The sequence below is a fragment of the Peribacillus simplex genome (assembly GCF_001578185.1).
Classification (GTDB): Bacteria; Bacillota; Bacilli; order Bacillales; family DSM-1321; genus Peribacillus; species Peribacillus simplex_A.
The window spans coordinates 2,717,904-2,733,634 of the sequence record NZ_CP011008.1 but is presented as its reverse complement, the minus strand read 5'-3'; the positions used below and the strand labels follow the sequence as shown (position 1 = coordinate 2,733,634).

Genomic DNA, 15,731 nt, shown 5'->3' with positions numbered 1-15,731 from the left:
CAGTGCGGTCTTCGAAGTTGAATAACAAATGGCTATTAGTGTAATGATCCTTGATCCACAAAACGATTTTGAAAAACACTTCTTTCTTTCAGTTGCTACGGAATCCTTTTTCAAAGAATTTTGGATACTGCCATCCTAGGTAGATCTTTTTTCGTCAGGTGTTGATGAAGAGCAAGATTTACCAAGTATTTTTGCTGAACTTGATCAATTATAAGAGTGGGCGCATCTAAACCTAGAGAAGAACAGCAAACCAAATTATTTGAAAGAGTAGAAGGGCTTAAGGAAAAATACCCCATGCATGTAAAGACGTAGTTGTATTTATAGGAAAGCTTTGATATCACAAACTTATGTTGCCTTTGAACTCGTTATTCAACCCATAACACACTTAACCTATGTAATACCTGGTGACAAGGTGGCACGGATGTGGAGAGAGGAAGTACCTACGCTTTCCCGGTGAAGGAATGTGTGCGCTCCAAGATGATGGCGACACTAAGGAGTATATGCTATGGCAGGCTGGAGCTGCTGGAGAGCGGGCTGCCCAACGCGTTTCGGCGTGAGCGTGTGGTCGTTTATATCGGGTTATGCAATACCATAATCGCCCATAAAAGTTACGCCAACAATACACTGCACCATATTTCCAATATAGAGGTTTTCATAATCGCAACCATAATATTTAATTACTTCTTTGCTCAATGAGATTAATATGCAGTGAAGGGGGTTATTTATGAAAAGTACAGTTGTAGGAACGATCGCTGTACTATTTGCCGTTTCCTTGCTGGTTGGTTCAATGATGCAAAAAAAACGGAAACCGCAGAGTTGAAACTAGAGGGGGACTGGAGGCTTGTCGCCGGTTCCCAATCGACAGCTTGCTTTTCCGGGATGAAATTTTTTGAAAATCCTACTACCGATAGGGAACCTTTATCCGTTCATGAAACAACGGGAAATTTTACCCAAATATGGTTCGGGGAATACGAGAAAGAAGGAAACGATATTCGGGTTATATTGCACGAGCCCAAAGCGGAGCCATTCATTATGGTCGTCAACCGCAGAGGAAACGAATTGAAGCTTCAATACGAATGGAAATCGGCAAATTTAGTCTGCTCGTATCAGCCTGATTAACATGTATATTCTCAGAAGCCGTGGTTATCAAATGAACTTTGGCTTGGTAGATAATAATTTGATTATATAAGAAGATTATTAATCGGAGGCGAGTTGATGATTCGAAGGTCTATCTTAATATTGGTAACGTTAGCCTTATTCCTTGCTGGTTGTATTAATGAACCGGAAAAGAATACTTCAAAAACTCAGAATCCATCACATTCAAATCAAAGTAATGAACCGGAAAAGAATATTTCAAACATTCAGGACCCATCAGATTCAGATCAAAGTAAACATCAGACTTCCTTAACAGATGAACAAATATTAATGAAACCTCCAGGAAGTTATGCTGGTTCTAACTATGATGAACAGAAGGTTCAGGAAGCTCTGGATCAATTATCAAGTGATTTGACAGCTGATCAATATAAGGAAGAACTCCTCCTCCTATTGGCTGAAGATTATCGACCTTATGTGACAACTTTCAATAATTTTGTAACAGAAGTTAAAGTGAATAATGAGCGACCTAATGGTAAAATCACATTACCCACAAGTAAGAAGTTACACATTTCGATCCTACTTGATGCCAGTGGCAGCATGAAAGCGCAGATCAATGGCAAATCAAAAATGGACTCTGCCAAAGAAGCTATTCAAATCTTCTTAGATAAATTACCAAAAAATGCAGAGGTATCTTTGCGGGTTTATGGACATAAAGGAACAGGAAGTCATAAAGATAAAAAAGTATCCTGTAACAGTACAGAAGAAATCTTTCATGGTCAAGGTGAGCAGACAAATCAAATAAAAACGGTACTTCAAGATATAAAACCAGCCGGATGGACGCCAATTGCAAATGCTCTGAAATCTGTAAAACAAGATATTAATCCGGAGACAACCGATTCGGTCGTATATGTAGTTAGTGATGGAATTGAAACATGTGGAGGTAATCCAGTGCAGATTGCCAAAGAACTCAACCAATCCAAAGTGAAAACAGTTGTAAATATTATTGGCTTTAATGTGGATAACGAAGGACAGAAATTGCTTCGACAAGTTGCTACATCTGGTGGTGGAGAGTTCACTTCTGTAGATAATGACGAATCACTAAAGAATTATCTCAATAAAGCGTATGCCAAATTACAAGGCGAGTGGACGATGTGGAAAGAAAAAGGAGAAGGACAGGCAAATACACAAAAAGAACAGAAGCAGGGAGTTATTAATAATACAGAAACAGATATGCAAATTCTAGTGAACAAAGAATATTATAATCTGCTAGCAGCCCTTAAGTATCTAGAAATTAAATATGGAAATGCTATCCCTCACGGTGAGGTCTGGAAACAGATTACTGATCGTAAGAATTTCGCATGGGATTATGCTCGTAATACCGGGAGGCGTTTGTATGACGAAGTCACTAATAGTGGAAATCAGGTTTATGACGATATCAAGGATGAAGGGGATAAGAATATCGATGATCTGACGAATAAGAAAAAATAATTAACGGCTGCGGCGGAATGACACGATCATGGAGGATCAATGTTGGATTGTTAACACTAAATCAATCAACTTTTTTAAGGGGTAACTGGATTTGAGTCAATATTCTGGACACTAAAAAGTTAAATCTTAAGCTGTATTCCTAATTCGATCTTCAATGGCTTGTGGGGTTTGATAGCCCAAGCTGCTGTGAATTCTTTTTCGGTTATACTAACCTTCAATAAATTGGAACATCGCTAATTTAGCTGTTTGATAGTCTAGATATTGTACGTGGTTGACTTCTTCCTTTTTAATAGGGCATGAAAGGATTCAATACAGGCATTATCGTACGGGCAACCTTTCTGACTAAAAGATTGCTTAATATGATGGTTTTGGATATGTTGAGTAAACTCACTGCTTGTATATTGTGAGCCAAGATCCGTGTGCGTTATTGAAAGCTTTTATGACCAGTTCTGTCGTCATTGAACGAGAAAATGAATACCTTACTATTTTCTTAGAATGAAGGTCGATTTTAAACTCAAGAGGGCTTACGTAGCCTAAAGTTCCTTGAATTCGCAGCTTATTAATCCAGTTCACATAGTCTCCAAAATCGAGTGTAAGCTATTGCTTGCGAATGTTTTGATTGGTGAACTCAGTCTTAATGATTTTAAATGTCACTTCCGCGGCAGCGTTATCATAAGGGAAACCTTTCATATTTTCGTCAATCAGCTAGTTTTAAAATTCATCCCTCGATTTGTGTGGAAGAGCTGAATGTCACGGAGGTTACCTTTGATTGATGCAAATGCTCGTGCCACAAGCTTGGCGTCCTTGTTAGGTCCTGTACTAAATTCAATAATTTCACGATTAAAGAGATTGACAAAGGCACATTGACTTGTCATATGTTAATATCAATGACCACTACTTTTTCTCTTCTTCTTATAGAAATTCCCGATTTACATGAGTTCTTTTTCGGTTTATCTGAGCAACTGTATAAGAGGGAACAAGCCCCTATTCTTTTATAATGCGGCCAATTCGCCTTCTGGTGACCGTAAGGCCACATTTCTTTAATTTCAACCTTAATATTACGTGTTACGTACGCCTTACGGTTTTATCAAATATTTCTAAAATGGCAAGTAATAAAGAATATAAGCAGGATATAATGGGTCATTAAAAATAACTCATCCAGACCAAAATGGCTACTAAAAGGTATTTCATTACATTAAGACTGATTATGATGATTTTTAAAATTAGTAACAAAGGTAAATGAAATAGTGTTTAAATACATAACATAACTGCATGGTGAAAAGAAATGCAAAGTTAAGCCAATAAGAACTTGGATATCCGGATTGCCAAACAAACATTTCACTGGATGGAGCTTACTTAGAGATGCATTAAAGCATTTAATAGCAGAAAGAGGTAAGACGAAGTTTTGAAAGGTCAATGGACAAGTCTTAATTAGGCTATTGGTCATTTATTTGATTTCACCTTGTGGCCATATTTTATCAGGAAAATCCCTTATGAACTAATAGGTGTATTAGTTCATTAAGGAACTCGATGAGAAAAAAAGATGTCTATTTTCTGTTTTTTCTCGAACTTCATTCCTCATCCATTAATACAGATATAAAGGTTTGAAGGAGACAGTTATGTGGGAGCAGGAAGTGAATTACATCTATCATTTTTAAAACATCTGACATTTGGAGACTATTTTTTCCTTCTCATCCATTGTGTTGCAACCCATTTTTCTCCAGTAATAACTGGAGCTCCACCATGTAAAGTCAGGTCGTTAAGGTTTTGATCGTTATAGAAATATTCAAAATACACTGCCATTCCTTTTTGAGGTGATACTGAAAAATTCAGTTTAGGAAAAAAAGTTTCTCCTCCATGCTCTACATCATTTAAGTACATGACGATTGTGCTGATTCTATTGTTTTTTGTTGCTTTACTTGCAGATGTAAAAAAATCAAAATGAGCTTTATACTCTTGACCTGGAATATATTTAAGAATTTGAATACCATCCCCATGTTCAATGGGTATATTCATGATAGACGATATTCTTTTTTCAATTTTGGAAATGATGTCATTTTCATTTTCTTGAAAAAACATACTACTACTAGTTCTTATCTCATTTACTTCGGGTGTAACTCCAATTTTAGAACGATGCATTTTGTCTTTTGACAGTCTAATAAGTTCATCACATTCTTCGTCACTCAATACATTTCCTAAAACCACCAGAAGAGGTTCTTCTAATTTAGCAATTATATTAATTTCTCTATCTTCCATTTTGATTTTATTTCCAATATGATTAAAAATAGTTTGTTCTTTACTTATTGAATTTTTATTGTCCACTGTCAACTTTCATCGTCTCCTCAAGAGAATGAATTTTCTGATTTTTAATTTCATTTCTGTAAGCGGTTTTCTATGATAATTATATCATGGGATAACCATGTCTTGCTTCGTCAATGGACATTTTGTGTGTGATGATCCCCTTTGAGCGAACTCACCATACGTTGTTTTTTATTTTAGAGAAAGATATTGACTTCCTATTAGCTGGTTTAGTTGATTAAGGAAGGCAAAAATGATCAATGTTTTTTTATAAGGCTGTTTTCACATACTATGTTGCTATTTACCAGGTAGTGAGTTGTGGTTGATTTGTCCTCCAGATGCTCGCTTTCCTTGGTGCGGGCGGTGAGCCTCCTCGGCGTAAACGCCTGTGGGGTCTCACCTGTCCCGCTGCTCCCGCAGGAGTCTCGCACTTCCGCTCCAATCAACCTTAAATAGTTTCGTTTTAAAAACAACAATCTTTACGAAAAGAGCCTTTTATAAAAAGAATAATTCAATTTAAATAATAGTAAGGGTATATTAGTTATTGACACAAGAAGGTCGTCAATGAAGGCGATCTTCTTGTGTCAATTTTTTAGAATAAGGGATTATTTGTTGGAATATTATGTTAAAGTTGAAGCGAGCAGAGCAGTTTTTAGGGTATTGACGGTGAGTGTAATGGGGGGAATGATTATCTTCGTGAAAAGTCCTATATTTCATTAAAACTAAAACAGTTTAAATAATAATTCTTAAGGGGTGTTTATTTATAGTTATAAATAGAAATAAACATGAGAGTTTAAATGGTAGCGCTCTGTTCATTGTAGAGGTAGAGATTTACGAACTCACTGGTCTGGAAGCCGAGGTGACCTCATGACAGTAATGAAAAAGCAGCCAATTTCACATTTGATGAAGAAGCGTAGATTTTGGGGTTATGGTGCCGCTATAGCGTTAATGCCTTATCTGTTAATCAAAATCGCCTGGACGTTCGGTCTCTTCATGCCGACCGAACAAATGGGCGACCCAAGTTGGCGCACTGCAAACGCAGTAACAATGGTTCTAGCTGCAGTTGGTATCCTGTTAGCATTGGCGTTTAGCATGACATGGGGTGAGCGACTGCCCGCCTGGTTGGTTGCCTTGCCCGTCTGGGTAGGTACTGGTTTACTTATTCCTATGCTGTTGCTAGCACCTGTGCTTGGTCCTGCTGCTATGATACGCGATCAGCAGGAAGGAGCTGTCAACGTTTGGGTATATGAGCAGATTTTCGTAATGGTCTCACTGGTTGGAGTCGGCATCTGCCTGCCTTTCGCCTTAGCTGGATACGCTAAAGCGCGTTGGCCAGAGGCATTTGCTGATCCAATCGACATTGAATTACTCCCGGGCAACAGCCAGAAACTGCATATCACCTTGGCTAGGCTTGTCGCGACTGGCTGTATCCTGCTTGGATTTATTAAGCTATTCTGGGCGGTTGGTGGAACTATTGGCATCAACCCAGCTATGTTGGATAACCGCGATATATGGTGGCACCTATTGTCGTTGAGTACCGGTGTGTGGGCCTTCGCCGGGGCATGGGGTTTGTTGGTACTGACCACCCGCCGCGGGTCGAAGAGGTTCCTCCCTCCTATGGCAGCAGCATGGATCTCGTCGGGAATGCTGTTCTCTTATAACCTCTTTAACCGCTTGTCCGCCATTCGCCCCGATGCACAACCTGCTCTAGAGTACCCGCTTGCATATGTACTAACCACCGAGTTAAGTAGCGTCTTGGGAGTGATGATGGGAATAATTATCCTGATGGTACTGCACGACCGCCGGAGAGCAATGCGCAGTTCGAGAAGGAATTAATGTCCTAATATTGAATTATATTTATAAAAAGAGAAAAACATAAAATAAAAAAACTGCCCAATTCCATGTCGGATTGGAGGTTCTGCTGGATTTTATACAGAGAGTCTTTAAAACAATGAATGAAACGCCACATAATACTTATCAAATACTAACGAAACGTTCTAAACGACTAAGTGAATTGGCTGAATCCTTACATTGGACACCAAATATTTGGATAGGAACAAGTTTAGAGAATGAAGATGTATCTTATCGAATTAAAGATTTAAGAAAAAGTGCCTGCTCATATTCGATTTCTCTCACTTGAACCACTTCTATATTTGACGCAACATTACAGCCAGCAGCTTTTTTGATTGTTCGTTGGTTATACTCACATGGTCCTGCTAACGCAAGCACTTTAGCTGAATCAACCGCCATGGATCGAAGCTCTGTAAGTAGACTTATTGGTCAGCTAAAAAATCGAGGTTATGTTATGAGTGAACCTCACTCCACAGATCGTCGTGATGTATTGTTGTCCTTGACCACAAATGGTCGTGAAAAAACTACAAGAGCAATAAGAGAAAAAGAATCTATCTTTTATGAAACTATCTCAGGTTTAACTAATTCTCAATTGAAAGAATATATTGAGATGCTTAAAAATCTTTCTCAGAAAAAAAGGATTGATAAGATGAATGCTCTTTAGATTAGACGGCCTTTACTGTACAATGATTTCTAAATTAGTGAAAGGATGATATTGAAATGATGCAACTAAAATTACAGATAGTGGTTCAAGGTTTCTTGTATTAATTTGATCAAAATTTGTTTCAAATCTACACCTAAAGGCACAAAGCAGGGTTCTCCTTATCAAGACCTAATTCCAGAAAAGTCATAAAAAATAAAGGGCGCTACATATTATACATGACTAAAATGTATCACCCTATTCTATCTATTCTGGAATGGCTACTTTTCATCAGGTTGTATTGTCTTTACGATTTGCTCCAGAACAATTAGATGAAATCATAACACGATTATACGTTATGTTGGAGGACCGCAAAAAAATTGAAATACGAAACTGACCAAATAAGATATTAAGCTAACGGGTGCTTAAAATTAAACAACTTTATTGTCACCGATGAGCAGGTAAATTAAATGTATGCTATTTATGCAATTTTTTAAGATGAATGATTTTGAAAAAAAGTAGAAATAGTAGATTATTAAGCAAGGAAATCGTTAAAGATATAACCAATATCACGATTAAATTTGTAGTCTCATTTTCAATATATTTAAATGTAATAAACCACCGTACCCCATAATAATACCGGATAAAATAACTTTGATAGTATCGATTAGATTATATTATTCTCTTTCGATTCACTAATAGCTGGTACTAAAGCTATTGATAAAGAATTAGTTACAAAACCCGGAAGAAGCATTAAAGGTATAGCATATCCCATCACAATACCATATTGTTTGGTAGCTAAAGCCGTTCCAATACCGGCCAGAGCCAAACTTTGTGTAATCAGAATGGGCTGAATAATTCCTATCAAAGATTGTATTAAGCCGTTTCCAGTTGTCGGCAGTCCAGTTTTAAGTAAATCGAAGAAAATTTCCTTCCCTTTGCTGAGCTGTTTTATAAAGGAATGGTGTAATTTGAATTTTTTATGTTTTGACCATTTAAATACAGAGAATAAATATAGTAGAGAAAATCCTTCCCCAATAATGCCACAAAGAATTGCCCCAGCTGCAGCATATTCGATTCCATAAGGAAGTAGCCACTGAACTAGAAAAAATATAAGCCCAATTCTAACAACTTGCTCAATTGCTTGAGATAGCGCAATTGGTGTCATGATTTGTTTTCCACGGAAATATCCTTTTATGACTGAAGAAACTGCCACAATAGGAACTATCGGTATCACGGCAAGTAAAGAATAATAAGCTCTTTGATCTGTTAAGAAATGTGAAGACAATGCCTTAGCACCGAAAATTGCAACAATCATTAAAATAAATCCTAATAAGCTAGTAGTTACTAATGATACAACCAGGATTTTTTTTACACGTCTATAGTTTCCCTTTATTTCAGCTTCAGCAACCAGTTTAGATATAGCTATGGGAAGTCCTAACGTAGTTAATGTAATTAAAAGTCCAGTAACAGGCATTGCCATCATGATAAGTCCGACGCCTTCAGGACCTATTACATTTGCTAATACTATTCCGTTGGCAAATCCCAATACCTTTGTAATGAATCCGGCAACTGTTAAAATCATAGTTCCTTTAAAAAGAGATTGTTTAGTCATTTATTCACCCTCTACCTTGTCCATATATGAATATATGCATGATAAAGGTAAACTTATGTTGGTTATTATAATGGAGAGAAAAGGGAGCCTTTTACCTTTCTGATGAGGTTGTCTATGTAAACTAGCTTTCTATATTTTTCTAGAACTAACGGGGAAAGTTAAAAAGCAGAGACAGAATTTTGGACAAGGAGATATAAAGTGAAGAAATTAAAAAAACGATTTTCTCTAGGGTTAGTGGTGCTGATGGCCGCGTTTATACTTTTTTTAGTCTATGATTACTTAGACAATCAGAAAAAGGAAGGATAGAACCGAGAATTCATGGAAGAAAGCAATAAGGTAAAATAATGTATATGATATTATAGCGCCCGGAGTCAATCCAGATAACAAAACGATTAAAGTACATGTGCCGATAAAGAAAGAACAACGGAATGAACTGGCCTATTCTTTGGCTCAAATCGCCCAAAAGCATGGCATTGAGGATTATGAAGTCATAGTAAGAGCTATAAGAGATGGGTACCCACTTGGCCAAGACGTAACACCAGATAAAGTATATGAACTACGTAAACAATCAAGTATTGATTAATTTAAGTTAAAAAAAGAGACTCATTCGCTCTCCTAGCTTTTCATAAGTTAGGGGCAGCAAACGAGTCTTTTATTATTTGTTAACACACAAGCAGATTAAATTTGTGACCATCTAAATCTTCAAATAATCCACCATAATATCCTTCATGTTCTGTTGAACGTTCGAGTACTTTGCCACCTGCCGCTTCAACTTTATCCAATATCTCATCGACCTCTTTATTTTCCTTCACACCTATCGACACTAACACTTCATTTGCATTAGGTTGTACTGAAGCACGAGAAACCTGCTCATAATGAGACTTTTCAATTAGAATGATTATCGAACCTTCCGTCACTTTAATACCAACCATTTTATCTAACATATCGGGGTTTTTATTAATATTGAATCCGATTCCCTCGAAAAACGCTTCACTCTTTTCTAAATTTGCAACTGGTAAATTAAACCATACAGATTGTAACATTCTTACATCCCCCTAGTGAGCTGGATAATACATAACTTATTCAATTATATACATTTCAATTTCCTTATGCAAAGTAGCTAAAAAAAGAGTACGCCATTTATCATGGTACACACTGCTAATCATTCGAACCTTTTACTGTCTCATTAGCGACTACATAAATGCTTAAGTTTTTTAGTGGTTTACTGGCCAAGGCGACTGCATAAGAGGATGGGACATAAATCCCATTCTTAAATAGAAAACGTGTAGAGAAACCAATTTTTCGGTTTTCCTACACGTTTTTTATGTAATGTGTATAATTAATACAAAAAAATAAGACACTTTCGTATAATTAATTTTAACATACGAATGGCCACAATGGATTTTAAATGTTTTTTCGTTTATGACAGTCTATTCAGTAGTATTTAGTATTATTTTTACAGTTAAAGTTATGTAATAAGAAATAAAATCTTTATAAAATTGTATTTTGACACTTCTGAATAGGTTACTTATATTTGCTAGGACGTGGGATGTCTGTTTTGCTTGTCTTCCTTTTATCTGTAATTCAGTCAATGTGATGTAATCCACTTTAATCAAAAATTTTTCCTATTATTTTTGCACTTTACAAAGATACTACCTAAATGTACAATAAAAAGGACCGAATGGTCTTATAAATTTCGTAAACCTTTTTCAAAAGGAGGCAAATAGATTCATGGTTAATCGCAAGGGAGAACAGACTAAAGCCCTGATCTTAGAAAAAGCATCAAAAATTTTTAATAGCCAAGGATATAGGGCATCTTCTATATCCGACATCATGCACGAGACTGGTCTTCAAAAAGGAGGGATTTATAACCATTTTGAAAATAAAGAGGAAATAATGTTGAGCGCTTTCTCCTTTTCCATTGACACTATGAGTCATTTTTTCTCTGAAGCAATGGCAGGCAAACAAGGATACATGGAACGCCTTCATTCCATTATTTCCGTATTTGAAGGGATTGCTGAAAGAGAATTGTTCCCGGGAGGTTGCCCGATTATGAATGCTGCCATTGAAGCAGATGACGCAGACCCATTGCTTCAAGAAAAAGTCCGTGAAGCAATGGATGGCTTGCTCGGAATGGTTCGTAATCTTGTTCAGGAAGGCATAAAGAAGGGTGAGGTTAAACAAGGAGTGGATCCCGAGTTTGTGGCGACCGTGTTTATCTCCACGCTGGAGGGGGCGCTAGCACTTAGCAAACTTTACAAGAACCAAGAGTACATGAAAAGAGCTGTGCATCATCTTAGATCGTTTCTTGCTCAGAACTGTGCCTAGCAGCCTAAAAAGAAGCCGGAGATGGCTTTTTTTTTACTCTAAAAAAGACCGATCGGTCTCACTGATTATCTATAATACTTAGAAGGCGATAATACGAAATCTGACAAGGATGCTGTCATAGTGGATGTCGTCTGATCATCGATGGGCAAGAAGAAAGAAACTTTAAGTCTTGACCGTTCCGATAAGCTTTCCGTACAAGTTCTGTGAGCCTTGGTAGAAAGCTTCACGACGGCGTACTTTGCGATGCTACTGATACAGCGATGAGAATAGCCTATGCATCTACCCTCAGCAAAGGGGAGACATTCACAACGCTAGAACTAAAAATCAATTTTACGAAGTCTGTATGAAATGCACAACTTCGAATGATTGGGCAGGCCATCAAACAGTACGACTGGGCGTTAAATTGAATGACTAAGGAGTTGAGTGCCATGAAAAAGGGGACAATAAATGATCATCCTACCGTAAAACAATATTACAAGAAAAAGGAAATTATGCAGGGGACCGAAGGCAGGCGCATAGATACACAATGGTTGCGGGATTTATGTCTACATGCAGGAGCCGACGATGTTGGATTCGTCACTATTGACCGAAGCGAACTTGAGGACCAACAAAAAGAAATTTTGAATCTGTTTCCTGAAGCCAGGACGCTTATTAGTTTCGTCTGTAAAATGAACCGCGAGCCCTTGCGTTCGACAGCTCGATCCATTGCAAATACGGAATTTCATCATGTTGTCGATAACGTAACGCATATCGGACATGAAATCGTGAAAGAGCTTGAAGAGCAAGGCATCAAAGCATTGAATCCGCCAGCAGGATTCCCGATGGAGCAGGAAAGTACCGGAAAAGCATGGGTCATCTCACATAAACCAATTGCGGTTGCGGCTGGACTCGGACAAATAGGCATCCATAGAAATGTCATTCATCCCAAGTTCGGCAACTTTATTTTGTTAGGTACGATCCTTACAAATGCAGATATGACTTTGGAAAGTCAGCCCATTGATTATAATCCGTGTTTGGAGTGCAAATTGTGCGTAGCTGCCTGCCCGGTAGGAGCCATTGGCGCTGATGGTCATTTTAATTTCTCCGCCTGTTATACGCACAACTATCGAGAATTTTCCGGCGGCTTCAGCGATTGGGTGAAGAAGATTACCGATAGCAAAAATTCTAAATCATACAGGGACAAAGTAAATGATGCAGAAACAGCATCTATGTGGCAGAGCCTTTCTTTTGGAGCTAGCTATAAAGCGGCCTACTGTATGTCCGTTTGTCCTGCTGGAGAAGATGTAATTGGTGAGTTTCTTGACGATCGCAAGAAATTTTTGAAGGACGTTGTCAAACCACTACAGGATAAAAGCGAAATGGTGTATGTAGTGCCGAATTCCGACGCTGAGGATCATGTCAAAAAGCGTTTTCCCCATAAACAAGTTCGACCGGTGAGCAACGGCTTACGATCGAAATCAATCCGTGCGTTTTTGCAGGTGCTTCCTCATATGTTTCAAAGAAATCAAGCAAAAGATTTAGCTGCTACCTATCATTTTACATTTACTGGAGAAGAAAATGCTCAAGCAACGGTTATCATAAAGAACAAGACCCTTACTGTGGAAAAGGGACATCTCGGGGATGCAGATTTCCAACTTATTGCAGACAGTCAAACATGGATTCGGCTGATGGCCAAAGAAACAGGGATATTATCAGCCGTCATGTCAGGTAAAATTCGCACAAAAGGGCAGTTAAAGCTGTTTAAAGCTTTCAGCAAGTGCTTTCCGTCATAAAAGATGATAAGATTTTAATGAAAAGTGGGAAATAACATAATCATTTTGTTAGGTTCGATACATTATGGGTTCTGGTGCAAAAACCTATTCCTAGTAACATAGAGGAACAGTTTCCCTTAAATTGCTAACTTATGAAGTTAATCAAAACAGTGGATGGATGAATTTTTTTAGGTTTTGGACAGACACCGCCCTTTGGTGAGTTTGTTTCGTGGAATAAAAGAAATTAAGACTTGCGCCGAAGTTATTAATAAAATAATGAGTACCCTTGAAAAATAATAGTTTAAGTTCCTTTTTCAATAAAAGGGCGCGATTGCTAAATAATAATCAGTTGCTTTTTTACTAAACAGATCATAATAATTCTATAAATGATTGGATGTAAATTATTATGAAACCCAGCTAATCTTCTCAAGTGAAGGTAGCTGGGTTTTTAAAGTTGGATGTGCAAAATAACACTTAAAATAAGTGCAAATAATCGGTCAAAGTGACAAAAAAAGCATATCCACTTTGGACATGCTTTTCTTTACCAGTTATCCGTTTTATCTAATAATTGTCAGCTGTATCGAGATGAAATGGAGTTGACTCTTCGGCAATTTTTTCAGTATCTAAAAGCAATTGGTCAAAATCTATTATAGCCTTTTAGTCTCTTCTACCTTCCTGTTTTGCATAAATCAATTTCAATTATACATCCTAAACTGCGATCATAACATTGTTTAAGCCGATTTTTTGCTATAATTGGCTAGTTTAGCATACGCTTTTTTCGATAAATCCCTATCCTTGAGGAGTAATGCCTGATCTTACATGGATAATGGTTAATGATATGGCTATGAAATCCTAAGAATTCTAGAGCAATCGTGAGATTGTGTTTAGTTATTGAGGAGTTTAGTTTAATAAGAGTTCTATTTAAAAAGGAACCGCGATTGGCGATTCCTAAGATTATTATTTATTTACTGCGTTTATGGTACTAAGTGAATTGTTAAGTGCTGTTTTACACTTGTTTACATCAGGATTCGATGAACGAACTGCTGCTAATACAACATCAATTGTTCCATCAATTTTCGTCCATGTAGCACCATCGATTTTTCGAAGCTTAGGTTCCTGTGTGTCCCATTGATGTTCTAATTCATCTGCCCTTTTTTTCGCTGAAGCAAAGTCATTTTTGTTTACAGCGTTTCGTATGTCAATTTCGATTTTTGCAAAATCGTTTAACTGTCCAGATAATGAAGTTTGTGAAGCACCAGACTTTGATGTTGCTTTATTTGCACCTTTTAAGACACTAAGTGAATTAGTAAGTGCTGTTTTGCTTTGATTAATATCAGGTTTTGAAGAACGAACCGCTGCTAGTACAGAGTCAATTGTTCCATCAATTTTTGTCCATGTAGTGCTATCAATTTTTCGAAGCATAGGTTCTTGTGTATCCCACTGATGTTCCAAATTATCCGCGCCTTTTTTTGCTGAAGCAAAGTCGTTTTTATTTACAGCGTTTAGCATATCATTTTCAATTTTAACAAAATCATTTAATTGACCTGCTAATGTAGCTTGCTCCACAGCACCTTGTGATGCAATATTATTACTGCGCCAGTTATAACCACCTATACCAACAACTAAGAAAATTACGAGTACAACAATCGTTTGTGTTAGCACATGTTTCTTATTTGCATTACTTTGGTTTGTTTCAGCCATATCACTTTTAGCATTTGTATCAATTTTTGAAATGGCAAGGAAAACGATGATCGCTAAAATAGCGATAAGAAAAATCACACTCGTAACGGTTGTCCCGAATCCTAATCCGCCATTTACTTTTGGTTGAGATAGGTAATCTCCAATTGACGCTCCAAGCGGACGAGTTAAAATATACACAATCCAGAAAGCTAATACTCCGTCAAGTTTCAAAAATTTATAAGCTAAGAACACAAGAGCAATAATAATAACAACGCCTATTCCTGTGTTAAGATAACCAAAACCAAGTTGTTCGGAATATAAATCGCCGACCGCTGTACCAAGTGCAAAGGTGAAAAGGACCGTAAGCCAATAGAAAACTTCTCTTTTTCTAGTAAAAATCGAGTGGATCGATAGTGTTTTTTCACTAAGATACCAAAATAGAAAAGTCAGTCCTAGTAACACCGAGAATACAGCTGTACTAACCTCAAGTGGTACGCCCATATTATCTGTCAAATTATCCGTTACCAGTGTTCCAAATACGCTTATAAGAACAACTGTTACCCAGTAAATGGCTGGAACATATTTGTTTGCTTTAAATTGAACAAACAATGCAATAAAAAACGCAACACCCATAATAATGGTAGTAAGAGTTAAACCAAGTCCAATGTTGAAATTGATGTAATCAGCAAATGTTTCACCAACAGTTGTACACAAAACTTTGATGATCCAAAAGAACATCGTCACTTGCGGCACTTTGTTAAGTGAAATTTTCATTTTATTTTGGTTTTCTTGCATATATAATTTCCTTTCTTTAAAGTGGTTTCCCACAACTTAATTTTATTTCTCTCTCTAAATAAGGATACCCATCCAAATCCAAGTTAATCATTAAGGAAGTCTGCGCTGTTTCTCCCACAGTGGTTGCCATAATCTTGACGGCTCCAAAAAATATGGTGACTTGTGATTCTTTGCATAGCATTTACCGACC

At 37.2% G+C, this 15,731-nt stretch carries 13 protein-coding genes and 2 pseudogenes; 8 read left to right on the top strand and 7 right to left on the bottom strand.

Features of this window, described 5'->3' with window-relative positions:
* Positions 1–816: 816 nt before the first annotated feature.
* Positions 817–1,119, top strand: coding sequence for a hypothetical protein (locus UP17_RS12675; protein WP_061463333.1), 303 nt, complete (start codon positions 817–819; stop codon positions 1,117–1,119).
* A gap of 96 nt (positions 1,120–1,215) precedes the next feature.
* A complete protein-coding gene (locus UP17_RS12670; RefSeq protein WP_061463332.1) occupies positions 1,216–2,583 on the top strand; it encodes a vWA domain-containing protein in 1,368 nt (455 codons plus the stop codon).
* Between the two features lie 126 nt (positions 2,584–2,709).
* Here the strand turns inward: UP17_RS12670 and UP17_RS28850 are convergent.
* The 3 genes and pseudogenes from UP17_RS28850 to UP17_RS12665 form a co-directional block, all read right to left on the bottom strand.
* Positions 2,710–3,090: pseudogene (locus tag UP17_RS28850) on the bottom strand (transposase); the annotation flags it as partial.
* A 9-nt stretch (positions 3,091–3,099) separates the two neighbouring features.
* Positions 3,100–3,156 (bottom strand): annotated as a pseudogene (locus UP17_RS29550) (hypothetical protein); the annotation flags it as partial.
* A gap of 1,104 nt (positions 3,157–4,260) precedes the next feature.
* Complete coding sequence (locus UP17_RS12665) at positions 4,261–4,839, bottom strand: 2OG-Fe(II) oxygenase (RefSeq protein ID WP_375166292.1); 579 nt, start codon at positions 4,837–4,839, stop codon at positions 4,261–4,263.
* Positions 4,840–5,748: 909 nt separating this feature from the next.
* On the opposite strand from UP17_RS12665, the gene UP17_RS12660 reads away from it, so the two are divergent.
* Together UP17_RS12660 and UP17_RS29545 are read left to right on the top strand one after the other, a co-directional pair.
* Positions 5,749–6,717: a hypothetical protein gene (locus tag UP17_RS12660; RefSeq protein ID WP_061463330.1), complete on the top strand. Its 969-nt coding sequence runs from the start codon at positions 5,749–5,751 to the stop codon at positions 6,715–6,717.
* Positions 6,718–6,832: 115 nt separating this feature from the next.
* Entirely contained in the window at positions 6,833–7,021 is a 189-nt protein-coding gene (locus tag UP17_RS29545; RefSeq protein ID WP_208857019.1) for a DUF5131 family protein, read from the top strand.
* Here the strand turns inward: UP17_RS29545 and UP17_RS28845 are convergent.
* On the bottom strand, positions 6,964–7,131 hold the full coding sequence (locus tag UP17_RS28845; RefSeq protein ID WP_250211867.1) for a hypothetical protein: 168 nt from the start codon (positions 7,129–7,131) through the stop codon (positions 6,964–6,966). The genes UP17_RS29545 and UP17_RS28845 overlap by 58 nt on opposite strands.
* On the opposite strand from UP17_RS28845, the gene UP17_RS27635 reads away from it, so the two are divergent.
* Complete coding sequence (locus tag UP17_RS27635) at positions 7,064–7,396, top strand: MarR family winged helix-turn-helix transcriptional regulator (protein ID WP_250211662.1); 333 nt, start codon at positions 7,064–7,066, stop codon at positions 7,394–7,396. The two genes, UP17_RS28845 and UP17_RS27635, sit on opposite strands and share 68 nt — an antisense overlap.
* Before the next feature lie 643 nt (positions 7,397–8,039).
* Here the strand turns inward: UP17_RS27635 and UP17_RS12650 are convergent.
* Entirely contained in the window at positions 8,040–8,987 is a 948-nt protein-coding gene (locus tag UP17_RS12650; RefSeq protein ID WP_061463329.1) for an oligosaccharide flippase family protein, read from the bottom strand.
* A gap of 403 nt (positions 8,988–9,390) precedes the next feature.
* On the opposite strand from UP17_RS12650, the gene UP17_RS12645 reads away from it, so the two are divergent.
* Positions 9,391–9,570: a hypothetical protein gene (locus UP17_RS12645; RefSeq protein ID WP_061463328.1), complete on the top strand. Its 180-nt coding sequence runs from the start codon at positions 9,391–9,393 to the stop codon at positions 9,568–9,570.
* A 79-nt stretch (positions 9,571–9,649) separates the two neighbouring features.
* Here the strand turns inward: UP17_RS12645 and UP17_RS12640 are convergent, their stop codons facing one another.
* Positions 9,650–10,030, bottom strand: coding sequence for a VOC family protein (locus UP17_RS12640; protein ID WP_061463327.1), 381 nt, complete (start codon positions 10,028–10,030; stop codon positions 9,650–9,652).
* A 688-nt stretch (positions 10,031–10,718) separates the two neighbouring features.
* Here UP17_RS12640 and UP17_RS12635 point away from each other — a divergent pair.
* Both UP17_RS12635 and UP17_RS12630 read left to right on the top strand, forming a co-directional pair.
* On the top strand, positions 10,719–11,315 hold the full coding sequence (locus tag UP17_RS12635) for a TetR/AcrR family transcriptional regulator (protein ID WP_061463326.1): 597 nt from the start codon (positions 10,719–10,721) through the stop codon (positions 11,313–11,315).
* Between the two features lie 428 nt (positions 11,316–11,743).
* The gene (locus UP17_RS12630; RefSeq protein ID WP_061463325.1) at positions 11,744–13,087 is read left to right on the top strand and encodes an SCP2 sterol-binding domain-containing protein; all 1,344 of its coding nucleotides are present in this window, start codon (positions 11,744–11,746) and stop codon (positions 13,085–13,087) included.
* 936 nt (positions 13,088–14,023) lie between these two features.
* Here the strand turns inward: UP17_RS12630 and UP17_RS29720 are convergent.
* Positions 14,024–15,541 carry a COG4705 family protein gene (locus UP17_RS29720; RefSeq protein WP_061463324.1) on the bottom strand — a complete coding sequence of 506 codons (1,518 nt, stop codon included), beginning with the start codon at positions 15,539–15,541 and terminating at the stop codon, positions 14,024–14,026.
* Positions 15,542–15,731 lie beyond the last annotated feature (190 nt).